This is a genomic window from Streptomyces sp. NPDC046870, from assembly GCF_040704595.1.
Classification (GTDB): Bacteria; Actinomycetota; Actinomycetes; order Streptomycetales; family Streptomycetaceae; genus Streptomyces; species Streptomyces argyrophylli.
Window position 1 is genome coordinate 22,658 of the sequence record NZ_JBEYXM010000032.1, and the last position, 21,084, is coordinate 43,741.

Annotated in this window: 18 protein-coding genes; 11 read left to right on the forward strand and 7 right to left on the reverse strand. The window is 73.0% G+C overall.

Going from position 1 to position 21,084, the window contains the following annotated elements; genetic code table 11:
• Positions 1-22: 22 nt before the first annotated feature.
• Entirely contained in the window at positions 23-1,432 is a 1,410-nt protein-coding gene (locus AB0946_RS37490; RefSeq protein WP_366765200.1) for a M1 family metallopeptidase, read from the reverse strand.
• 166 nt (positions 1,433-1,598) lie between these two features.
• Between AB0946_RS37490 and AB0946_RS37495 the strand changes: the two genes are divergently transcribed.
• On the forward strand, positions 1,599-1,946 hold the full coding sequence (locus tag AB0946_RS37495; protein WP_366765201.1) for a DUF488 family protein: 348 nt from the start codon (positions 1,599-1,601) through the stop codon (positions 1,944-1,946).
• 2 nt (positions 1,947-1,948) lie between these two features.
• Here AB0946_RS37495 and AB0946_RS37500 read toward each other — a convergent pair whose 3' ends face one another.
• Together AB0946_RS37500 and AB0946_RS37505 are read right to left on the reverse strand one after the other, a co-directional pair.
• Positions 1,949-3,622 carry an FAD-binding dehydrogenase gene (locus AB0946_RS37500; RefSeq protein WP_366765202.1) on the reverse strand — a complete coding sequence of 558 codons (1,674 nt, stop codon included), beginning with the start codon at positions 3,620-3,622 and terminating at the stop codon, positions 1,949-1,951.
• 101 nt (positions 3,623-3,723) lie between these two features.
• Positions 3,724-4,344 carry a helix-turn-helix domain-containing protein gene (locus AB0946_RS37505; protein ID WP_366765203.1) on the reverse strand — a complete coding sequence of 207 codons (621 nt, stop codon included), beginning with the start codon at positions 4,342-4,344 and terminating at the stop codon, positions 3,724-3,726.
• A gap of 134 nt (positions 4,345-4,478) precedes the next feature.
• Between AB0946_RS37505 and AB0946_RS37510 the strand changes: the two genes are divergently transcribed.
• The 3 genes from AB0946_RS37510 to AB0946_RS37520 all read left to right on the forward strand — a co-directional run bounded on the left by AB0946_RS37510 (position 4,479) and on the right by AB0946_RS37520 (position 7,740).
• The gene (locus tag AB0946_RS37510) at positions 4,479-5,108 is read left to right on the forward strand and encodes an alpha-ketoglutarate-dependent dioxygenase AlkB (RefSeq protein ID WP_366765204.1); all 630 of its coding nucleotides are present in this window, start codon (positions 4,479-4,481) and stop codon (positions 5,106-5,108) included.
• A gap of 81 nt (positions 5,109-5,189) precedes the next feature.
• Positions 5,190-5,936, forward strand: coding sequence for an MBL fold metallo-hydrolase (locus AB0946_RS37515; protein WP_366753019.1), 747 nt, complete (start codon positions 5,190-5,192; stop codon positions 5,934-5,936).
• A gap of 565 nt (positions 5,937-6,501) precedes the next feature.
• Complete coding sequence (locus tag AB0946_RS37520; RefSeq protein ID WP_366753018.1) at positions 6,502-7,740, forward strand: DUF4032 domain-containing protein; 1,239 nt, start codon at positions 6,502-6,504, stop codon at positions 7,738-7,740.
• Between the two features lies 1 nt (position 7,741).
• Here AB0946_RS37520 and AB0946_RS37525 read toward each other — a convergent pair whose 3' ends face one another.
• Positions 7,742-8,605 (reverse strand): universal stress protein, encoded by an 864-nt coding sequence (locus AB0946_RS37525; protein WP_366765205.1) that lies wholly within the window; start codon positions 8,603-8,605, stop codon positions 7,742-7,744.
• 261 nt (positions 8,606-8,866) lie between these two features.
• On the opposite strand from AB0946_RS37525, the gene AB0946_RS37530 reads away from it, so the two are divergent.
• Genes AB0946_RS37530 through AB0946_RS37540 form a run of 3 tightly spaced genes read left to right on the forward strand, consistent with a single transcriptional unit; the run spans position 8,867 to position 12,338 of the window.
• On the forward strand, positions 8,867-10,543 hold the full coding sequence (locus AB0946_RS37530; protein WP_366765206.1) for an FAD-dependent oxidoreductase: 1,677 nt from the start codon (positions 8,867-8,869) through the stop codon (positions 10,541-10,543).
• Positions 10,540-11,991, forward strand: coding sequence for an ATP-binding protein (locus AB0946_RS37535; RefSeq protein WP_366765207.1), 1,452 nt, complete (start codon positions 10,540-10,542; stop codon positions 11,989-11,991). The genes AB0946_RS37530 and AB0946_RS37535 overlap by 4 nt, the downstream gene beginning before the upstream one ends.
• Positions 11,988-12,338, forward strand: coding sequence for a UBP-type zinc finger domain-containing protein (locus tag AB0946_RS37540; protein ID WP_366765208.1), 351 nt, complete (start codon positions 11,988-11,990; stop codon positions 12,336-12,338). The genes AB0946_RS37535 and AB0946_RS37540 overlap by 4 nt, the downstream gene beginning before the upstream one ends.
• Before the next feature lie 81 nt (positions 12,339-12,419).
• On the opposite strand, the gene AB0946_RS37545 is transcribed toward AB0946_RS37540, so the two are convergent.
• Positions 12,420-14,183, reverse strand: coding sequence for a M4 family metallopeptidase (locus AB0946_RS37545; RefSeq protein ID WP_366765209.1), 1,764 nt, complete (start codon positions 14,181-14,183; stop codon positions 12,420-12,422).
• Positions 14,184-14,517: 334 nt separating this feature from the next.
• On the opposite strand from AB0946_RS37545, the gene AB0946_RS37550 reads away from it, so the two are divergent.
• Positions 14,518-15,684: a serine hydrolase domain-containing protein gene (locus tag AB0946_RS37550; protein ID WP_366765210.1), complete on the forward strand. Its 1,167-nt coding sequence runs from the start codon at positions 14,518-14,520 to the stop codon at positions 15,682-15,684.
• A gap of 180 nt (positions 15,685-15,864) precedes the next feature.
• On the opposite strand, the gene AB0946_RS37555 is transcribed toward AB0946_RS37550, so the two are convergent.
• Entirely contained in the window at positions 15,865-17,223 is a 1,359-nt protein-coding gene (locus tag AB0946_RS37555; protein ID WP_366765211.1) for a carbohydrate-binding protein, read from the reverse strand.
• A 91-nt stretch (positions 17,224-17,314) separates the two neighbouring features.
• The gene (locus AB0946_RS37560; RefSeq protein WP_366765212.1) at positions 17,315-18,331 is read right to left on the reverse strand and encodes a LysR family transcriptional regulator; all 1,017 of its coding nucleotides are present in this window, start codon (positions 18,329-18,331) and stop codon (positions 17,315-17,317) included.
• A gap of 126 nt (positions 18,332-18,457) precedes the next feature.
• On the opposite strand from AB0946_RS37560, the gene AB0946_RS37565 reads away from it, so the two are divergent.
• From AB0946_RS37565 to AB0946_RS37575, 3 genes are all read left to right on the forward strand, one after another.
• Positions 18,458-19,396: a helix-turn-helix domain-containing protein gene (locus tag AB0946_RS37565; protein WP_366765213.1), complete on the forward strand. Its 939-nt coding sequence runs from the start codon at positions 18,458-18,460 to the stop codon at positions 19,394-19,396.
• Positions 19,397-19,432: 36 nt separating this feature from the next.
• Entirely contained in the window at positions 19,433-20,278 is an 846-nt protein-coding gene (locus AB0946_RS37570) for a carbohydrate-binding protein (RefSeq protein ID WP_366765214.1), read from the forward strand.
• A 119-nt stretch (positions 20,279-20,397) separates the two neighbouring features.
• A complete protein-coding gene (locus AB0946_RS37575) occupies positions 20,398-21,072 on the forward strand; it encodes an AIM24 family protein (RefSeq protein WP_366765215.1) in 675 nt (224 codons plus the stop codon).
• The last annotated feature ends 12 nt before the right edge of the window (positions 21,073-21,084 follow it).

Sequence of the window (21,084 nt, forward strand, 5' to 3'; positions counted from 1 at the left end):
TACGGGTGGAACCGCTCCGCGGTCACGGGCGGTCGGGCTTGCCCGGCGTGTAGAGCCAGGTGCGGAACAGCCCGTCCAGCCGCTTGCCCGAGGTCTTCTCGGCGAGCCGGACGAACTGTGCCGTGGTCCCGTGCCCGCCGCGGTGTCCGGTCGCCCAGGCCCGCAGGGTCCGGAAGAAGTCCCGGTCGCCGACGGCCCGGCGCAGCTCGTGCAGGGCCATGGCGCCCCGGGCGTAGACGGGGGTGCCGAAGATGTTCGCGCCGCTGCCCGGGTCGCCGGGCGGGTAGGCCCACAACTCGTCGCTCGCGGGGCGGGAGTAGAGGGAGTCGAAGGCCTGCTGGGCGCTCCGGCCGCCGTGCTGCTCCTCGTAGAGCCACTCGGCGTAGGTGGCGAAGCCCTCGTTGAGCCAGATGTCCTTCCACGCGGTGAGGGTGACGGAGTCGCCGAACCACTGGTGGGCGCTCTCGTGGACGAGGGTGCCGAGGTCCGGTGCGGAGTCGTACACCGGCCGGGTCTGGGTCTCCAGGGCGTAGCCGACGTCCGGGGCGTGGTCGACGATGGCCCCGGCGGCCCGGAACGGGTACGGCCCGAACAGCTTGCTCTCCCACTCCAGCACCGAGGGCAGCTTCTTCAGCACGGGCGCCGCGGCGCGGGCCTCGCGGGCGTCCACCGCGTTGTACACCTGGATGCCGTCGGGGGTGGTGTACCGCTCGACCCGGAACTTCCCTATGGAGGCGGTGGCCAGGTAGGCGGCCATGGGCTGGGTCTGACGCCACCGGAAGGTCGTCTTGCCGCCGGTGGTGCGCTGCCCGAGCAGGACGCCGTTGGCGACGGCGGTGCGCCCCTCGGGGACGGTGATGGTGAAGTCGTACGACGCCTTGTCCTTCGGGTGGGCGTTGGCCGGGAACCACGTCATCGCGCCCTGCGGCTCGCCGGCGACGAACGCGCCGTCGTCGGTCGGGATCCAGCCGTCCGCCGATCCGTCGGGGTCGGTGACCGGCTTCGGGGTGCCGTGGTAGGCGACGGTCACGCGGAAGTCCTGCCCGGCGCGCAGGGCGTGGCGCGGGGTGACGACGAGTTCCTGGCCGTCGCGCCGGAAGGCCGCCTTCGTGCGGTCGACGGTGACGGCGGTGACCGTCAGGCCCTTGAGGTCGAGGTCGAAGCGGCTGAGCCGCTGGGTGGCGCGGGCGGTGAGCACCGCGGTGGCGTCCAGGCGGCGGGCCGAGGTGTCGTAACGCAGGGTCAGGTCGTAGTGACGGACGTCGTAGCCGCCGTTGCCGCTGAGCGGGAAGTACGGGTCGCCCGCGCCGGGCGCCCCGGTGGTGCCCGGGGCCGTGGGGCCGGCGGCGCCGAGGAGGGCGGCCACGGCGACGGGGACGGTGGCCAGGACGGCGGTACGGCGACGGGCGGGCTGTCTGCGGGACGGCGTCACATGTGCTCCTCGGAAGTGGCCGGTGATCGACTGGCCGTCAGAGTAGGCGCCGCGCGGGCCCGGTTTCCCCCTTGTTCCGGTCAAGTCGTGCCGCGTCGCCGCCGGGTGCGCGGAGATCGGCGCAGTACGCTCGCACGACCGTCCACGACCCGAGAGGGGCCCCGCCGTGAGCGTGCGTGTGCGCCGGATCTACGAACCGCCCGAGCCGGACGACGGCCTGCGCGTCCTGGTCGACCGGCTGTGGCCGCGCGGCCTCGCCAAGGACGCGGTGCGGGTGGACGAGTGGCCCAAGGAACTGACCCCGTCGAGCGAACTGCGCACGTGGTACCACGGCGGGGGCTCCTACGAGGAGTTCAGGAGCCGCTACGAGCAGGAACTGGAGGCACCCCGGGCCGCCGAGCTGCTGGACCGCCTCCGGGAGTCGGCCCGCAAGGGCACGGTGACCCTCCTCACGGCGTCCAGGAGGACGGAGGAGAGCCACGCGCACGTCCTGGCGGAGCTGGTGGAGGGCTGAGGTCAGCCGGTGTGCCGGGCAGCGTGCCGGCCCGCCGCGCGGCCGGAGAAGAGACAGCCGCCGAGGAAGGTGCCCTCCAGGGCGTTGTAGCCGTGGACACCGCCACCGCCGAACCCGGCGACCTCTCCGGCCGCGTACAGTCCCTCGATCGGCGTGCCGTCGGTGCCGAGCGCCCGGGAGTCCAGGTCGGTCTGGATGCCGCCGAGGGTCTTGCGGGTCAGCACGTGCATCCGGACCCCGACGAGGGGGCCGGCGGCCGGGTCGAGGAGGCGGTGCGGGGCGGCGACGCGGCCGAGGCGGTCACCGATGTAGCGGCGGGCGTTGCGGATGCCCTGGACCTGGGCGTCCTTGCTGTAGGGGTTGGCGATCTGGAGGTCGCGGGCCTCGATCTGGCGGCGCACCCGGGCCGCGTCCAGCAGCGGCTCCCCGGTCAGGGCGTTCATCTTCTCGACGAGCTGTTCCAGGTTCCCGGCGGTGACGAAGTCGGCGCCGTGGTCGAGGAAGGCCCGCACCGGTGCGGGGGCGCCCTTGCCGAGCAGCCGGTCGCGCAGCACGGCCTTGCGGTCCTTGGCGGTGATGTCGGGGTTCTGCTCGGAGCCGGAGAGCGCGAACTCCTTCTCGATGATCTTCCGGGTGAGGATGAACCAGGAGTGGTCGTAGCCGGCGATGTCCTCGGTGGTGCGCAGGTACCGGAGGGTGCCGAGCGTGTCGTAGCCGGGCAGGCAGGGGTCGGGCAGCCGGCGGCCGAGGGCGTCGAGCCACAGGGACGACGGTCCGGGCAGGATGCGGATGCCGTGGCCGGGCCATATCGGATCCCAGTTGTGCAGGCCCTCGGTGTAGTGCCACATGCGGTCGCGGTTGACGAGGCGTACGCCCGCCTCCGCGCTGATGTCGAGCATGCGGCCGTCGACGTAGGCGGGGACGCCGGTGACCATCTTGGCGGGGGGTGTGCCGAGCCGCTCGGGCCAGTGGCGGCGGACGATGTCGTGGTCGGCGCCGATGCCGCCGGTGGTGACGACCACGGCCTGGGCGGTGAGTTCGAAGTCGCCGGCCCGGTCGCGGCTGGAGGCGACGCCGCGCGGGGAGTCGTCGGGGGCGAGGACGGTGCCGCGCACACCGCGTGCCGTGCCGTCCTCGACGACCAGTTCGTCCACCCGGTGGCGGTGGTGGAAGGTCAGCAGCCCGTCCCGGGCGGCCTGCCGTGCGTACCGCACGAAGGGCTCGACCACGCCGGTGCCGGTGCCCCAGGCGATGTGGAAGCGGGGCACGGAGTTGCCGTGCCCGTCCGCCCGCAGGTCGCCGCGTTCGGCCCAGCCGACCGTCGGCAGCAGTTCGATGCCGTGTCCCTGGAGCCAGGACCGCTTCTCGCCGGCCGCGAACTCGACGTAGGCGCGGGCCCAGCGCACCGCCCAGGAGTCCTCGTCGGCGAGCCGGTCGAACCGCGCGCTGCCCTGCCAGTCACTCCAGGCGAGGGCCGGGGAGTCCTTGATGCCGAGGCGGCGCTGCTCGGGCGAGTCGACGAGGAAGAGCCCGCCGAAGGACCAGAACGCCTGGCCGCCGAGGTTGGCGGCGTTCTCCTGGTCGACCAGGGCCACCCGGCGGCCCCGGCTGGTGAGCTCGTGCGCCGCGACCAGGCCGGCGAGACCCGCTCCGACGACGATGACGTCCGCGTCCATGACGACTGTGTCCTTCCTGACGGTGCTCGGTGCGGTACTCGGTCCGGTGCCGGCCCGTGCCGGTGCGCTGCGCTCGTACGGCGGTGCCGTTCCGGCCGCGCTCAGGTGGCGGGGGTGCGGCTGCCGTCCGTGAGCAGCGCGGTGAGCAGCTGTTTCAGCCAGATCCGGGCGGTCTCGACGTCCCGGTCCAGCAGAAGTTGGGTGGTGACCCCGTCGTAGGCGGCGACCACGGCGTGCGCGGCGCCGTCGACGTCGCCGAGCACGGCGGGCAGTGCGGTGTGGCCCCGGGCCCGGGAGAGCCGGTCGGCGATGGCCTCCCGGAGCCGGGCGCGGTGTTCGAGGAGCGCCCGGGCGACGACCGGGTGCCGGGCCGCGTGCACCAGGAAGTCGGTCTTCACGAGCAGCCAGTCGACGTCCAGCAGCAGCACCTCCGTGACCCGGTCCACGGAGGCGGGCACGTCGAGGTCGGGGCCGTCCTGGGCGAGGGCGTCGGCCACCTGGGCGGCGATGAGGTCGGCGCGCTGCTGGTACAGGGCGAAGAACAGCTCGTCCAGGGTGGCGAAGTTCGAGTAGAACGCGCCCCGGCTGAACCCCGCCTCCTCGCAGACCTCCTCGATGGAGACGCGGCCGTAGCCCTTCGCCGCGAACACCGCGAACGCGGCGTCGAGCAGCCGGGCGCGGGTGTGGACCCGGCGCCGGGTGACGCGTCCCGCCGTCTCCATGGCTGCCTCCTCCGGTTCGATACGCGAATGTATCGGATACACCGATGTATCGAAAGCCTCCGGCCGGGCCGGATCTCCTGCGGCTCCCCTTGATCAATAGGAACGTATTTTCGATTAAGGAGTACGCTGGGCCCATGTCCACGCACCTCCAGGGCTCCCTGTTCGACCAGACCGACGAGCTGCGGCTCGGCCCGCTCGGCGGGCTGCGCCGGACCGAGCTGGGCTCGGGCGCCTGGATCGACGTCCTGCCGGGCTGGCTGAGCGGCGCCGACGACCTGTTCGAACACCTGGCGGCCGAGGTCCCCTGGCGGGCCGAGCAGCGCAAGATGTACGACAACGTGGTGTCCGTACCGCGCCTGCTCGCCTTCTACCGCGCCGCGGACCCGCTGCCCCACCCGGTCCTCGACGAGGCCCGCACCGCCCTGTCCCGGCACTACGCCGGCGAACTGGGCGAGCCGTTCACCACGGCCGGGCTGTGCTACTACCGCGACGGCCGGGACAGCGTCGCCTGGCACGGCGACCGGATCGGCCGGGGCTCCCGGGAGAACACGATGGTCGCGATCCTCTCCGTGGGTGAGCCCCGCGACCTGCTGCTGCGGCCGGCCGGCGGGGGCGGCACGGCGGTCCGGCGCCCGCTCGGCCACGGCGACCTGATCGTGATGGGCGGCTCCTGCCAGCGCACCTGGGAGCACTGCGTTCCCAAGACCAGCCGGGCCACGGGACCGCGCATCAGCATCCAGTTCCGTCCGCACGGTGTGCACTGACGACCGGGCCCGCTCGCGCGGGTCGAGCGCCCGTCTGGTTGGCTGTCCCCGACGATCCGCCGCGGAGGGCTCGGAGACATCATGCGGGCAGAGGTAAGACAAGTCGCCGACGGCACCTATCTGGTGCACGGCCACAACACCAACTGGGTGATCCTGAAGGACGGCGACGCCGTCACACTGGTGGACACCGGCTACCCCGGGGACCGGGCCGGGCTGCTGGAGTCCCTCGCGGAGGTGGGCAGTTCACCGGACGCGGTCACCGCCGTCCTCATCACCCACGCGCACAACGACCACCTGGGCTCAGCCGAGTACCTGCGCGCCGCCCACGGCACCCCGGTCTATCTCCACCCGGCCGAGGTCCCGCACGCCCGGCGCGACTTCCTCCAGCAGGCGACCATCGCCGACGTGGTGCGCAACGCCTGGCGGCCCGGCGTGCTGCCCTGGGCCGTGCACGTGATCCGCGTGGGCGGCACGGAGCAGCACCCCGTCACGGCCCCCGAGCCGTTCCCCACCGAGGGGGCGCTCGACCTGCCGGGACGGCCAGTCCCCGTGCACACCCCCGGCCACACGGACGGCCACTGCGTCTACCACCTGCCCGACGCCGGCATCGTGATCTCCGGGGACGCCCTGGTCAGCGGGCACGCCACCTCCCGGGTCAAGGGCCCGCAACTGCTGCCCGACTTCTTCCACCACGACCGCGCGCGGACGCTGGCCTCCCTGGACGTGGTCGCCGCGCTCGACGGCGACACGCTGCTGCCCGGCCACGGACCGCTCCATCACGGCTCGGTACGCGCCGCGGCCGAACAGGCCCGCGACCGGGCGTCCTAGCCGGCCACCCGGCCCGAGACACCGGCCCACCCGGAGACACCGTCCCCCGGGAGACCCGGCGCCCCCGAAGCGCGCAGGGTCTCCCGGAGGGCCGGGTTGCCCTGGGCGCGCCGAGCGTTGGAGCGAACGGGGCGCGCGACGATCTTGCCCCTCCGAAGCCTGCCCCCGTCAGGAAACCGGAACACCCGACGTACGCCGGACCGGCGGGAGGAACAGACCGCGCAGAGGCCGGAGCCACCGGACTCCCGGAGCGCCGGACCGAGCCTCACGGAGCGATAGCCGCCCCTCGCACCAGCCGAACCCCGGCCCCGCTGGAACCCCAACCCCCGAACCACGCCCCCCGCAGGAACCGGACCCACCCGGACCGTGTCGAGCCCCCCGGCGGGGCCCCACCGCACAGTGGACCGGAACACACCGAGCCTCCCCGCGCACCACACCGCGCGGAAGAACCGGCCCCCTCCGGAGCCCCCGGCCCCGCTGGGAACCCCGGCCGCCCGAAGCACGCGGAGCGCCCCGCAGGGACCGGCTTCCTCGAACCGATGTACGGGGCCTTAGGGTTCGTGCCATGGCCTTGCAGATCAGCGCCACGAACCCGGAGCATCCCGCGCTCCTGCTCGCGCTCCCCTGGGACACCCCGCTGGAGGAGTGGCCCGAGGAGTACCTCGTGCCGCTCCCCCGCGGCATCTCCCGGCACGTGGTGCGCTACGCCCACGCCGGCGACGAGGTGATCGCCGTCAAGGAGCTGGCCGAGCGGCCCGCGCTGCGCGAGTACGAGCTGCTGCGCGACCTGGACCGGCTCGGCATCCCCGCCGTCGACCCGCTCGCCGTGGTCACCGGCCGCACCGACCCCTCCGGCGACCCGCTGGAGCCGGTGCTCGTCACCCGGCACCTGCGCGGCTCGATGCCGTACCGGTCGATGTTCGAGACGACCATGCGCCCGGCGACCATGCACCGGCTCATGGACGCCCTCGCCGTCCTGCTGGTCCGCCTGCACCTGGCGGGGTTCGCCTGGGGCGACTGCTCGCTGTCCAACACCCTGTTCCGGCGGGACGCGGGCGCCTACGCGGCCTACCTGGTCGACGCCGAGACCGGCGACCTGCATCCCCGGCTCAGCCCCGGACAGCGGGACTACGACCTGGACCTGGCCCGCGTGAACATCAGCGGGGAGCTGCTGGACCTGGAGGCGTCCGGCGCGCTGCACCCGTCCGTCGACCCGGTCGAGTTCGGCCACGAGATCTGCACCCGCTACCACGGCCTGTGGCAGGAGCTGACCCGCACCTCGGTGTACCCGGCGGGCAAGTACCACTACATCGAGCGCCGGATCCGCCGCCTGAACGACCTCGGCTTCGACGTCGCCGAGATGCAGATCGAGCACTCCTCCAACGGCGACACGGTCACCTTCGTGCCGAAGGTCGTCGACGCCGGCCACCACCAGCGGCAGCTGCTCCGGCTGACCGGTCTGGACGCCGAGGAGAACCAGGCCAGGCGGCTGCTGAACGACCTGGAGAGCTGGATGGCCACCCAGGAGGACTACGCGCCCGGCGATCCCCTCGCCGCCCGCCCGGAGGTCCTCGCCCACCGCTGGGTGCGGGACGTGTTCCGGCCGACCGTGCGGGCCGTGCCACCGGAGCTGCGCGGCTCCATGGACCCGGCCGAGATCTACCACGAGCTCCTCGAACACCGCTGGTACCTGTCCGAGCGCGCCCAGCACGACATAGGTCTCGACACCGCCGTCCAGGACTACATCGACAACGTCCTGCCCAAGGCCCGGGCCGGCCTGGAGACGGCGGCCGGCCCGGAGTAGGTCACTCGTGCGGGACCACGGCCACCGGGCAGTCGGCGTGGTGCAGCACCCCGTGCGCGACCGAACCGATCCGGGCGCCGACGGCCGTGCGGCGCGCGCGGCGCCCGACGACCATCAGCTGGGCCCGGCCGGTCATCGACAGCAGCACCTGGCCGGCGCTGCCCATCTCGACGTGCTCGGCCACGGGCACCTCGGGGAACCGTTCCCGCCACGGCCGGAGGGCCTCGGCCAGCGCCTGCTTCTCGTACGGTTCGAGACCGCCCGCGTCGTCGAGCAGCTTGAGCGAACCGGGGCTGTAGGCGAAGACCGGCGGCAGGGTCCAGGCACGGACGGCGCGGACGGCGGCGCCACGGGACGCCGCCGTCTCGAACGCGAACCGCAGCGCCGCCGCGCTGTCCTCGGGGCCGCCGTGCTGGCCGACCACGACGTCCCGGCCGGCCGCCTCCGCCGCGGGCTGGTCCTCGGCGCGGACCAGGACCACGGGCCGGGCCGCCTCCGCGATGACCTGCTGGCCGACCGAGCCCAGCAGGAACCCGACGACGGGTCCGTGGCCGCGCGAGCCGAGCACCAGCATCTCGGCGCCGGCCGCCGCGTCGGCGAGCGTGTGCGCGGCCGCGCCCTCCACCACGTCGGTGCTCACCGTCAGCCCGGGGTGCCGCTCCGAGACGGTGCGCACGGCCTCCTCGACACCCGCGGACACCCACCCGCGCTGGGTGTCCCGGCCGGCGGCGAGCGCCTCCGCGTACCGCCAGGCATGCACCACCCGCAGCGGCAGCTCCCGGCGCACGGCCTCCCGGGCCGCCCAGTCCAGAGCGGCCAGGCTCTCCTCCGTACCGTCCACCCCTGCCGTGATCGGGCGTGTCATCCGTGGGCCTCCTCGTCGTCGTGTCCTCGGGTACCGGGTGCCCGCTGCCGGGCGCCGGCGCACCGTCATGATGATCGCTCCCACGACCCGTCACGCCGGTCCCCCGGACAGCGGGACGCGCGCGCCGGTCGCTGTCAGGCAAGTACCGGTCTCCGTAGGACAAGCGCATCCAGGCGGACCGAACATACGATGGCCTGGAACCGGCGCGGTGGTCCGCACGACACCGACCGGAGGGGGAACCGACACTCGGGTGGGAGACGTATGACACAGGCCGCCGACACCGCGCGGACCGTCATCCTGACCGTGGACGACGACCCGGGGGTCTCCCGTGCCGTCGCCCGCGACCTCAGACGGCGCTACGGCGGGACGTACCGCATCGTGCGCGCGGAGTCGGGCGAGTCCGCGCTGGACGCGCTGCGCGAGCTGAAGCTGCGCGGCGACCTCGTCGCGGTGATCCTGGCCGACTACCGCATGCCGCAGATGAACGGCATCGAGTTCCTGGAGCAGGCACTCGACGTGTACCCGGGCGCGCGCCGGGTGCTGCTGACCGCGTACGCCGACACCAACGCGGCGATCGACGCGATCAACGTGGTCGACCTGGACCACTATCTGCTCAAGCCCTGGGACCCGCCGGAGGAGAAGCTCTACCCGGTCCTGGACGATCTGCTGGACGCGTGGCGCAACAGCGCCTACAAGCCGGTGCCCAGCACCAAGGTCGTCGGGCACCGCTGGTCGGCGCGCTCCTCGGACGTGCGGGAGTTCCTGGCCCGCAACCAGGTGCCGTACCGCTGGTACTCGGTGGACGAGCCGGAGGGACAGCGGCTGCTGGCGGCGGCCGGGCAGGACGGGCAGCGCCTGCCGCTGGTGATCACCCCGGACTGCACGGTCCTGGTGGAGCCGGAGGCGCCCGAGCTCGCCGCGCGCGTGGGCCTGGCGACGACACCGACGGCCGACTTCTACGACCTCGTCGTGATCGGCGGCGGTCCGGCCGGGCTCGGCGCGGCCGTGTACGGGGCCTCCGAGGGCCTGCGGACCGTGCTGGTGGAGCGTTCGGCGACCGGCGGGCAGGCCGGGCAGAGTTCCCGGATCGAGAACTACCTCGGCTTCCCCGACGGGGTCTCCGGCGCCCAGCTCACCGACCGGGCGCGGCGGCAGGCGGCCAAGTTCGGCGCCGAGATGCTGACCGCCCGCGAGGTGACGGGCCTGGAGGTCAACGGCGCCGCGCGCGTCGTGCGGTTCGCGGACGGCTCGGCGATCGCCGCGCACAGCGTGATCCTCGCGACCGGGGTGCAGTACCGCCAGCTGGAGGCGGCGGGCTGCACCGACCTGACCGGCTGCGGGGTGTTCTACGGCTCGGCGCTGACCGAGGCCGCCTCCTGCCAGGGCCAGGACGTGTACATCGTCGGCGGCGCCAACTCGGCGGGCCAGGCGGCCATGTACCTGTCCCGGGGCGCGAAGTCGGTGACGCTGCTGGTGCGCGGCCCGGACCTGTCGGCGTCCATGTCGCACTACCTGATCCAGCAAATCGGCGAGGCCGCGAACATCTCGGTGCGCTGCCACACGGTCGTCGAGGAGGCGCACGGCGCCGAGCACCTGGAGCAGCTGACCCTGCGGAACACGGTGAGCGGGGAGAGGGAGCGGGTCGACGCGCAGTGGATGTTCGTGTTCATCGGCGCCGCCCCGCTGACCGACTGGCTGGGCGAGACGGTGCTGCGCGACCGGCGCGGGTTCATCCTGGCCGGGCCCGACCTGACCGCCGACGGGCGGCCGCCGGCCGGCTGGGAGCTGGACCGGCCGCCGTACCACCTGGAGACCAGCATCCCCGGGGTGTTCGTGGCGGGTGACGCCCGCTCCGAGTCCGCCAAGCGTGTCGCGTCCGCCGTCGGAGAGGGAGCCATGGCCGTGATGCTCGTCCACCGGTACCTGGAGCAGTCGTGAGCGGGCAGGTCGTGGCGTGCAGCCCGCAGGAGGTCGGCTCGCTGTTCCTCTTCGAGAAGCTCAGCGACGAGCAGCTGGGCCGGCTGTGCGCCCAGGGACGGGTGGAGCTGTTCCAGCCCGGCCCGGTCTACGCCGAGGGCGAGCCGGCCACCTGCTTCTACGTGATGATCGAGGGCACGGTCGTGCTGTCCCGCCGGGTCGGCGGCGACGACGTGGAGGTCATCCGGACCTCGCAGCCCGGGGTGTACGCGGGCGCGATGCAGGCGTACCTCGGCGACCGGGTCCAGCAGGTCTACAACAACTCCATGCGGGTCACCGAACCGACGCGGTTCTTCGTGCTGCCGGCGCAGCTCTTCTGCGACGTCATGCACGAGTGGTTCCCGATGGCCGTGCACCTGCTGGAGGGCCTGTTCTTCGGGGCGAAGAACACCCAGGCGATGATCGGGCAGCGGGAGCGGCTGCTGGCGCTGGGCTCGCTGTCGGCGGGGCTCACGCACGAGCTGAACAACCCGGCCGCGGCGGCGGTCCGGGCCACCGCGACCCTGCGGGAGCGGGTCGCGAAGATGCGGCGCAAGCTCGGCCTGATCGCCGAGGGCCCGTTCTCCCGCGATGTGCTGGCGCGCCTGGTCGAGATCCAGGAGCGCACCGCGGAGCGGGTCGCGAAGGCCCCGGCGCTCAGCCCGCTGGAGGCCAGCGACCGGGAGGACACGCTCACCGACTGGCTGGAGGACCACGGCGTCGAGCAGGGCTGGCAGCTGGCGCCCACGTTCGTGCAGGCCGGGATCGACGTGGACTGGCTGGAGCAGGTCGCGGCGGCGGTGGACGAGGAGATCCTGCCGAACGCGGTCGGCTGGCTCAACTACACCATCGAGACCGAACTGCTGATGAGCGAGATCGAGGACTCCACCACCCGCATCTCGCACCTCGTCGACGCGGCCAAGCAGTACTCGCAGCTGGACCGGGCGCCGTACCGGGTGGTGGACGTGCACGAACTCCTCGACAGCACGCTGCTGATGCTCTCCGGGAAGATCGGGCGGGGCATCGAGGTCGTCAAGGAGTACGACCGCACGCTCCCGCCGGTGCCCGCCTACCCGGCCGAGCTGAACCAGGTGTGGACCAACCTGGTGGACAACGCCGTCTCGGCCATGAACAGCACGGGCGGCCAGGGCACGCTGACCGTGCGGACGGCGCTGCACAACGAGCAGTTGCTGGTCGAGTTCCGGGACACCGGTCCCGGTGTGGCACCGGAGATCAAGGACCGGATCTTCGACCCGTTCTTCACCACCAAACCGGTCGGCGAGGGCACCGGGCTCGGCCTGGACATCTCCTGGCGGATCGTCGTCAACAAGCACCACGGCGCCCTGCGGGTGGAGTCGGTGCCCGGCGACACCCGCTTCCAGGTGCTGCTTCCCCTGACCGCAGAGACGCCCGAAGAGGAGCCTGTATGAACGACATCGACGGAATCGACCCCAGCGCCGCACCCAGCGGCGCGGGCTGCGTGGAGTGCGAGGCGACGGGCGGCTGGTGGTTCCACCTCCGCCGGTGCGCGCAGTGCGGGCACGTCGGCTGCTGCGACGACTCCCCCTCGAAGCACGCCACCGCCCACTACCGCGAGACGGGACACCCGATCATCCAGAGCTTCGAGCCGGGCGAGGACTGGTTCTGGGACTTCAGCACCGGCCAGCTGTACGGCTCCGGGCCCGAACTCGCTCCCCCGGACTGCCATCCCGCCGACCAGCCGGTGCCGGGCCCGGCGGGCCGGGTGCCGGCGGACTGGGCGCGGACACTGCGCTGAGAACGCGCGACGGCTCCCCGGACACGCGGATGCCCCGCACGGGGCGGGGCATCCGGTGGTGCCGGTGTGGTGCGGTGTCCGTCAGTGACGGGCGCTCGGCGTGTTGGCGGCGGTGACGTTGACCGCGGCCCACGACTTGTCCACGGTCTTGTACTCGGTGCTGCTCGCGCCGTACAGGTCCTTGGCCGCCTTCAGGGTCGCGGTGCGCGCCTGGTGGAAGTCGGTCGTGGAGACCATGTAGCGGGTGAGCGCACGGTAGTAGATGGCCGTCGCCTTGGTGCGGCCGATGCCCTTGACCGCGATGTTGTGGTACGTCGGCGAGTTGTAGTTGACGCCGTTGATCGTCTTCTTGCCGCTTCCCTCGGCAAGGAGGTAGTAGGCGTGCGAGGAGACACCCGAACCGGCGTGCACCTCGGTGTAGTAGGTGTCCGCCGACCAGTAGTCGATCGTGCCCTCGAGCTTGTCGAGGGACGGGTGGTCCAGGCGGCGCAGGAACTTCTGCGCGAGGCCCAGCTTCTCGCCGATCAGGTAGTCCGGCGTGTCCTTCGTGTTCTTGGCGTAGAACTCGACGTTCGAGCCGAAGATGTCCGCGAGCGACTCGTTCAGCGAGCCGGGCTCGCCGTACTGGTTGCCGTCGGAGTCGACGAAGGTCGGCTGGAGGTTGGCGGTCGCCTCGACCACGCCGTGGGTCAGCTCGTGACCCGTGACGTCGAGCACGACGAGCGGCTTCTTGAACAGGTCGCCGTCGCCGTCGCCGTACAGCATGCAGTTGCAGGCCGGGTCCCAGAAGGCGTTGGCGACCTGCTTGCCCCAGTGGACCATGCCCTGCGCGGCCTTGCTGTTGTTGGCGATGCCCTTGCGCTTGAACGTGGACTTGTAGAAGTCCAGCGTCTTGGTGATGCCGTACTGCGCGTCGGCGGCGGCGCTGACCCGGCTGGTGGTCTTGCCGTTGCCCCACACGTTGGTCGTGTTGGTGAGCTTCGTGCCCGCGCTGAACTTCTCCGTGTACGAGCCCTTGGCGTCCCGCGTCTCGGTGCCGTACCGGTTCGGGTCCTTGAGCTGGTAGTGGCCGCGCGAGGTCTGCGTGGTGGTCAGACCGACGGTGCCCACGAAGAGGGTCTTGCCGGTGCCCTTGGCGGCCGACGGGTAGGCCGCGGCGCCGGCGCCGTGGGAGCCGACCAGGCCCGAGACGGCGGCGTCGGAGCCGGTGCCGGTGGCCGGGTCGAGGGTCTCGCCGCGCTCGCGCAGGGCGTCGAGCAGCTTCGGCGACAGGAACTCGTCCCTGGTCGGCGTGTTGCTGCGCACCTTGCCGGTGACCGCGTCGACGACGACCGTGCGGGCGCTGTCCTTGTCGGTGACGGTGACCTGGTAGGCGAGCGCGGAGGCACCGCCGCGGGCGTCGACGACGAGCTGCGCGCTGCCGGCGTCGCCCTTCGCGGCCTGGGCGGCCTTCGCGGCGGCCTGACCCGCGGTCAGCTTGGCCTTGGCGGCGGCCGGCTTGACCGCGTGGTCGGCCGCACGGGTCACGCCCGTGTAGCCGAGCCGGCGGTCGAGGTGGACGATGAGGTCGCCACCGAGCACCGGCAGGTCGTCGTGGGTGCGGACGAAACGGACGTGCCGGGCACCCTCGGGGTCGATCATGACGTCCTGCGCGTGCAGTTCGTCGCCCTGGGAGACGCCGGTCGCCGAGGCGTGCGCGAAGGCCGCGGTGCGCGCCGCCTCCACCACCGCCGTGGCGTTCGGGGCGGCGGAGGCGGCGGACCGCTCCACCCCCGTGGAAGGAGCCGCGAAGGCCGTACCGGCCAGGCCCGTGGCAGCGGTCGTCACCGCGATGGCGACGGCCACGGTGCGTATGTGCGGTCTACGCAATCTGATCAGGGTTCCTCCGTTCGAAGGCGGCCGGACTGCCCAACCGCCTTGAGGCGTGGCGCGGTTGGGCGCCACGGGGGCCGGTCAGGCCCCGAGGGGCCACCCTTGCGGATCAGTCATGCGCACGTAAAGCCGGAATGATCCATTTCGCGAACTTCTATGGCAATCCTTTACGAATGCCAGCCGCAGAGTGATCACAGGATGACCAACTGTGTGTCGGCTGTGGAGACGCGGGCTCGATCCCCTAGGTTCCCAAGACGGAATGTGACCGACATCGCATCGGGAACCGGCGGATGGGAGTGGGCAGGAGATGGTCTCGGCAACGAGGGGGCGGGGAGCGGTCCTCGCGGCGGTCGCGCTGTCCCTGCTGGCGGTCCCGGCGCGGGCGGCGACCGGGGGGCCGGGCACACCGGTGCCGGCGGCGCTGCCGGCACCCGACACCGCGGGCCTGGCCGCGGTGCTGCGGTCGGCGGTGGCGCAGGGCGCGCCGGGGGCGCTGGCCCGGATCGACGACCGGGGCCGGACGTACCGGGTCGCCCAGGGCGTGGCCGACCGCGCCACCCGGCGGCCCATCAGCACCGACGACCGCTTCCGGATCGGCAGCGTCACCAAGACCTTCTCGGCCGTCGTGCTGCTCCAGCTCGTGGACGAGCACCGGCTCTCGCTCGACGCGCCGGTCAACCGCTACCTGCCCGGCCTGCTGCCGGACGACCGGATCACGGTCCGTCATGTGCTCGGCCACCGCAGCGGACTGTACGACTACACCGACGACATGTTCGCCAGCAGTGTCTCCGGCTTCGAGGCGGTCCGGAACAAGGTCTTCACCTACCGGCAGCTGATCGCCCTGTCCCTGAAGAAGCCGCGCACCAACGCGCCGGGCGCCGCGTACTCCTACTCCAACACCAACTTCGTCGTCGCCGGACTGCTCATCGAGAAGCTCACCGGGCAGTCCGTGCGGACCGCGTACGAGGACCGCGTCATCCGGCCGCTGAGGCTCAAGGACACGTTCTACGTCCATCCGGACACCGCGGTCCCGGGCCGGTACGCGCACGGGTACCTGACGCCGGACACGGCGGGCGCGCCGCTGGTCGACGCGACGGCGCAGACCGTGTCCTGGGCGCAGAGCGCCGGGGCGATCATCTCCAGCGCGCGGGACCTCGACGTCTTCTACGGCGCGCTGCTCGGGGGGAAGCTGATGTCCGCCGCGCGGCTCGCCGAGATGGAGCGGTTCACCGAGGTGACCGGCACGACGGCGTACGGACTCGGGCTGCGGCGGCGGGATCTGTCCTGCGGGGTGTCGGTGTACGGGCACACGGGAGCGGTGCAGGGGTACTACACGTACGCGTTCGGCACGAAGGACGGGGGGCGGAGTCTGACGGCCGTGGCCAACACGTCCAACAACGGGAAGGTGCTGGACACGTTGGCGGGCGCCCTGGAGTCGGCGTTCTGCGGCAAGCCGGGCACGGCCGGGAACTAGCCGCCGCGCGACACGGGAAGGTGCTGGACACGTTGGCGGGCGCCCTGGAGTCGGCGTTCTGCGGCAAGCCGGGCACGGCCGGGAACTAGCCGCCGCGCGACGGTGCCGGCCGCCGCCCGGGACGCTCCGGTCGTGACGGCCGGAGTGTCCGGGCGGACGGCGGTGCCCGGGATCAGCCGCTCACTGCCTCTGCCACAGCGCGGGGGTGTTCGGCGGCTCCCAGCCCTGCTGGGCCTGGTGGGTCTGCAGACAGCGGTACGTGGCGCCGCCGTAGGTGACCGTGGCGCCCGCCTGGTAGACGGTGCCGGCCGACCAGGTGCCGCCCGGATCACCGGGATCGCCCGGGTCGCCGGGACCGCTCGTGGTCGTCTTCAGCGTCAGGCCGTACGACTGGAGGATCGGGTTGACCGGCTGGAAGTACGTCGTGCCGCCGCTCGTGCAGTTGCCCGTGCCGCCCGAGGTGACGCCCTGCGCCTGGCTGCCGGAGACGAACGAGCCGCCCGAGTCGCCCGGTTCGGCGCACACCGAGGTGCGGGTGACCCCGGTGACCGTGCCCTCCTGGTAGGTGACGCTGCTGTTCAGCTGCTGCACCGTCCCGCAGTGCCAGCCCGTCGTCGAACCGGAACGGCACACGGAGGAGCCCACCGTGGCCTGGGTGGAGCCGGTGACCTGCGCGCTGGAACCGTTGACGTACGGCGTCGCCGTCCAGCCAGCGTTCGCGGCCACCCACGCCATGTCGTTGCCGGGGAAGACGGAAGCCTGGAAGGTGCCCTGCGCGACCCGGTTGGAGCCGGTGGTGGCACTGCCGGCCCGTCCGCAGTGGCCGGCCGTGGCGAACCCCTGCTGGGTGCCGCGGGTCACCGGGAAGCCGATCGAGCAGCGGGTGCTGCCGTCGATGTAGTAGGCGTCGCCGCCGCGCAGGTCGTAGAGCGGACGGGGGTGCTCGGCGGACTTCACGACCCGGACGAGGGAGGCGTCGACGTGGGCCGCCGCCAGCAGCGAGCGTGCGGCGTCCGTGCGTACCGCCCGCACCACCAGCGTGTTGGTCGGGACGTCGACGTACCAGACCGGGGTGTCCGTGGTGGCGTGCCGGGCGGCGACCCGGTCCAGGCGTGCCTTGGCCGCGTCGAGCACGGTCAGGGAGTGGTTCACCACGCGCGCGGCGGCGCCCCGGGCCCGGATCGCCGGCACGTCGGCCGGGTCCGTGGTGGCGACGGTCAGCGTGTCCGACTCCGCGCCGCTCACCCAGGCGCCCGCGTAGTGCCCGCCCAGTGCGGCCCGCAGCCGGCCGGAGGCGGCGCCCGACTCCGCCTCGTTGTCGAGGCGGCGTTCGGCCTGCTGCCGGTTCAGGCCCAAGTCCCTTCGCAGCGCCCGCAGGAGGGCGGGCGGGGCGGCGTCGGTGCGCAGCGTCCCGGCCGCCGTGCGCGCGGCCGGGAGGCCGGACGGCCGGGCGCTCGCGGAGCCGCTGAGCCCGGCCACGAGCAGGGCGCCCGCCGCCAGGGCGGCGGCGCACGCGGCTGAGAGGTGTCGTTGGAGCATGGGGAGGTCTCCTCGGATTCGGTGGAGTGCCGGAACCGTACGGAGCGCCCGCCCGTTCCCGTAAGACGTCAGCCGACCCCCTGCCCCGGTGTTATGGCAGCCGCGCGTCCCGCCCGCGTGCCCGCGAGGACGCGCGCCCGGTGCGGCGGTGCGCCGTGGCCGCCGGTTCCCCGCGGTGGGCGAGCCAGCGGGCGTAGCCGTCGCTGCGCGCCGCCGCGTCCTCGTGCGCCTTGCGGCTCTGCGCGAGCACCGTGGCCGCCATGCCCGGTCGCTGGCCGGCCGGGCGCCAGCCCAGCAGGTGCCGCCAGACCAGCGGGGTGCCGGCGAGCGGACGGGTGGTGAGGCCGGGCGTCGACGGGAAGGTGGCCCGGCACAGGCCCACGGCCCGGCCGACCTGCACCAGGTGGACGCAGGACGCGGTGTCCGTCTCGTACATGCGGCGGGGGGTGAAGCCGGCCCGGGCGCAGGCCGCGGTGAAGCAGTCGCCGAAACAGCCGTCGCCCGGGACGCACGCCCACGCCTCGTCCGCGAGCGCGGCCAGGTCGGTCTCCCGCCCCCGGGCGAGCGGATGGGTGTCGGCGAGCATGACGAAGACCGGGTCGACGGCGATCTCCTCCCAGACCAGGTGGGTGCCGTGGGGTGGGGGCGCGGATCCGCAGGTACCGGCGAGGGCGAAGTCCAGGCGTCCCTCGGCGAGCAGACCGGCCAGTTCCCGTTCCGACCAGGAGGCGCGGGTGGTCAGGCTGGTGCCGGGGGCGGCGTCGGCGAGCCGGTCCACCAGCGCGCCGAGCAGCGGCCCGTGGGTGCCGCCCAGCCGCAGCCGCTCCCCCTCCCGGCGCCCGCGGGCGAACTCGGCCGCCTCCAGTTGCAGTTCGCTGACCGCGGGGAGCACGACGCGGGTGCGCTCCAGGACCAGTTCGCCGAGCGCTGTGGCCCGCACCCCGTTCCGCCCCCGTTCGAACAGGGTGCCGCCCAGGGTCCGTTCGATGCGCCTGAGCTGCGCGCTCAGTGCGGGCTGCGCGAGCCCGAGCACCGTCGCCGCCCTGGTCAGACTTCCTGCCTCCGCGATGGTCCGAAGGGTCCTGAGATGCCGCAACTCCAGCTCCATGAGGGGAGCTTGCGACGCCGTGGGGCGCGGGGCAAGGGGTTGGTACAGACCATAGTGCGGTAGGTGCTCCCTGCCCGTGAGGAACGGCGAGCCGTCCGGCTCGCCCGGAGGAAGGGAGCACGAGCCATGCGCGGCACCACCGTCCCACCGGGAGCACCCGGTCTGCCGACAGCTGCCGGGGACGTGCCCCTGCACCGGCTGGAGGTGGCCGGGCCGGGGGACCCACCGTTCGCCGCCGGCTCCTTCGACGCGGTGGGGCCGCTGTCCCGGTGGGGCCGTCCGCACCGGCACACGTTCTACGAGATCGTCCACGTCCGCTCCGGTTCCGGCACGCACGTCGTCGACCTGGCGCGGTGGCCGGTCCGGCCGCCGCGCCTGGCCGTGGTGCTGCCCGGGCAGGTGCACCACTGGGAAGGCGGCCGGGGACCGGAGGGGACGCTGGCGCTGTTCACCGACGACTTCCTGGTCGACCACCCCGGCGACCGCGCGGTGCTGCGGCGGCTCGGGAAGCGGGGCTGGTTCGCGCTGGACCCCGAACACGACAGGTCCGTGGGGCGGTTGATGGCGGAACTCGTCGCGGAGCACCGACAGCGCGCCCCGGGTCACGAGAGCGTCCTGCGCTCGCTGCTCCACGTGCTCGTCGTACGCGCCGCCCGGCTGCCACGGCACGGCGAGGACGACCGCGGCGCACGGGTGCTGGGCCGTTCGGCCGCCGTGTCCGAGGCGTTCGCGCGGCTGATCGCGCGCCCGGAGGCGGCCGGGTGGACGGTGCGGGAGTGCGCGACCCGGCTCGGCGTGACGCCCGGCTACCTCACCGAGGCGGTACGGGCCGCCACCGGCCGTCCGCCGGGACGGCTGCTCATCGAGGCCCGGGTCTACCAGGCGCAGCAACTGCTCGCCCACACCCGGCTGTCGGTGCGGCAGGTCGCCGCGCGCACCGGCTTCACCGACCCGGCCTACTTCAGCCGGTTCTTCCGGCGGGAGACGGGCAGCAGCCCCGGTGACTTCCGAAAACACCACAGCCCCCGCGACCAGTCCCTCGAAGTGCCGCCCACGCGCCCCTAGTTTCGTTCCGCATCCGACCCCCCACGAGGAGGAGACATGGACGGAGCAGGCAGAAACGGCGCCGGGGCGCAGGACGAGCCGGGGTCCGGGCGCCTTGTCCACCGCAAGACGGTGCTGCGCGCGGCACTTGCCGCCACCGCCGCGGTGCCCGTCGCCCTGATCGGCGGTCCGGCGCTCGCCCGCACGTTCGTCGCGGGCGGCACGGCGCCCGGGCTCACCCCGCCGTGCGACGACGGCGACCACCCCACTCCGGAGCAGATCGAGGGCCCCTATTTCACGCCGAACTCACCGGAGCGCACGAGTCTGCTGGAGCCGGGCCTGCCGGGCACCCGGCTCACCGTGACCGGCTACGTCTTCGGCCGGGCCTGCCTCCCCCTGTCCGGCGTCCTGCTGGACTTCTGGCAGGCCGACACCAACGGCGCGTACGACGGCACCGGTTTCCGGCTGCGCGGCCACCAGTTCACCGACTCCCGCGGCTCCTTCGCGCTGACCACGATCGTGCCGGGCCTGTATCCGGGCCGGACCCGTCACCTCCACGTCAAGGTGCAGGCACCGCACCGTCCCGTCCTGACCACCCAGCTGTACTTCCCGAACGAACCGCGCAACAGCACCGACACCCTCTTCGACCCCCGCCTGCTGATTGCGGTGCGCGACGGGAGCGGCGGCCGGGAGGCGTCGTTCGACTTCGTCCTCGACGTCCCGCAGGACCCCGGCCCGGGTCCCGGTCCCTCCTCGCCGGAGAACACCTGGACGCCGGGGACCGCGTACCGGGCGGGTGACTGGGTCACGTACGCGGCGCGCGCGTACGTCTGCCTCCAGCCGCACACGTCCCAGCGGGGCTGGGAGCCCCCGGCGGTGCCGGCGCTGTGGCAGGCCGCCTGACGGGGAGGGGCCGCCCGTGCCGGACGACGTGCGCCGGCACGGGCGGGCGCCTGCCCCGGAAGAACCGGTATGTTCCGTGATCTTGGCGGAATGACATCCTCCGGGACACCATGCCCCGCATGAAGGGTGATCTCTTTTCCAGTCAGCACGTGGTGCAGCCGGCCGTGGAGCCGGGGATGTCCGTCGAGAACGCCAAGTGCGTCAAGTACGCGGTGAACGGCGAGATGTACGCCCGGCAGGGCGCGATGGTGGCCTACCGCGGCAGCCTCAAGTTCGAGCGCAAGGGGCAGGGCGTCGGCGGCATGCTCAAGCGTGCGGTCACCGGTGAGGGACTGCCCCTCATGGCGGTCCGCGGACAGGGCGAGGCCTGGTTCGCGCACGAGGCGCAGAACTGCTTCATCGTGGAGGTCGAGGCCGGTGACCAGTTCACCGTCAACGGCCGCAACGTGCTCTGTTTCGACGCCTCGCTCTCGTACGAGATCAAGACGGTGAAGGGCTCCGGCATCGCGGGCGGCGGCCTGTTCAACAGCGTCTTCAGCGGGCAGGGCCGGCTCGGTCTGGTCTGCGAGGGCAACCCGCTGGTCATCCCGGTGTCGGCGCAGGCGCCGGTGTACGTCGACACGGACGCCGTGGTCGGCTGGACCGCGCACCTGGAGACCTCGCTGCACCGCTCGCAGTCCATCGGCTCGATGCTGCGCGGCGGTTCGGGCGAGGCCGTGCAGCTGATGCTCCAGGGTGAGGGCTTCGTCGTGGTGCGGCCCAGCGAGGTGACGCCCCAGAAGGACCAGCACTGAACCTTCACAGGT

What these genes read in the sequence shown, in the direction of transcription:
- AB0946_RS37500 (WP_366765202.1), bottom strand. Translation starts at nt 3,622, where the DNA reads ATGGACGCGGACGTCATCGTCGTCGGAGCGGGTCTCGCCGGCCTGGTC.
- AB0946_RS37505 (WP_366765203.1), bottom strand. Translation starts at nt 4,344, where the DNA reads ATGGAGACGGCGGGACGCGTCACCCGGCGCCGGGTCCACACCCGCGCC.
- AB0946_RS37510 (WP_366765204.1), top strand. Translation starts at nt 4,479, where the DNA reads ATGTCCACGCACCTCCAGGGCTCCCTGTTCGACCAGACCGACGAGCTG.
- AB0946_RS37515 (WP_366753019.1), top strand. Translation starts at nt 5,190, where the DNA reads ATGCGGGCAGAGGTAAGACAAGTCGCCGACGGCACCTATCTGGTGCAC.
- AB0946_RS37520 (WP_366753018.1), top strand. Translation starts at nt 6,502, where the DNA reads ATGGCCTTGCAGATCAGCGCCACGAACCCGGAGCATCCCGCGCTCCTG.
- AB0946_RS37525 (WP_366765205.1), bottom strand. Translation starts at nt 8,605, where the DNA reads ATGACACGCCCGATCACGGCAGGGGTGGACGGTACGGAGGAGAGCCTG.
- AB0946_RS37530 (WP_366765206.1), top strand. Translation starts at nt 8,867, where the DNA reads ATGACACAGGCCGCCGACACCGCGCGGACCGTCATCCTGACCGTGGAC.
- AB0946_RS37540 (WP_366765208.1), top strand. Translation starts at nt 11,988, where the DNA reads ATGAACGACATCGACGGAATCGACCCCAGCGCCGCACCCAGCGGCGCG.
- AB0946_RS37550 (WP_366765210.1), top strand. Translation starts at nt 14,518, where the DNA reads ATGGTCTCGGCAACGAGGGGGCGGGGAGCGGTCCTCGCGGCGGTCGCG.
- AB0946_RS37555 (WP_366765211.1), bottom strand. Translation starts at nt 17,223, where the DNA reads ATGCTCCAACGACACCTCTCAGCCGCGTGCGCCGCCGCCCTGGCGGCG.
- AB0946_RS37560 (WP_366765212.1), bottom strand. Translation starts at nt 18,331, where the DNA reads ATGGAGCTGGAGTTGCGGCATCTCAGGACCCTTCGGACCATCGCGGAG.
- AB0946_RS37565 (WP_366765213.1), top strand. Translation starts at nt 18,458, where the DNA reads ATGCGCGGCACCACCGTCCCACCGGGAGCACCCGGTCTGCCGACAGCT.
- AB0946_RS37570 (WP_366765214.1), top strand. Translation starts at nt 19,433, where the DNA reads ATGGACGGAGCAGGCAGAAACGGCGCCGGGGCGCAGGACGAGCCGGGG.
- AB0946_RS37575 (WP_366765215.1), top strand. Translation starts at nt 20,398, where the DNA reads ATGAAGGGTGATCTCTTTTCCAGTCAGCACGTGGTGCAGCCGGCCGTG.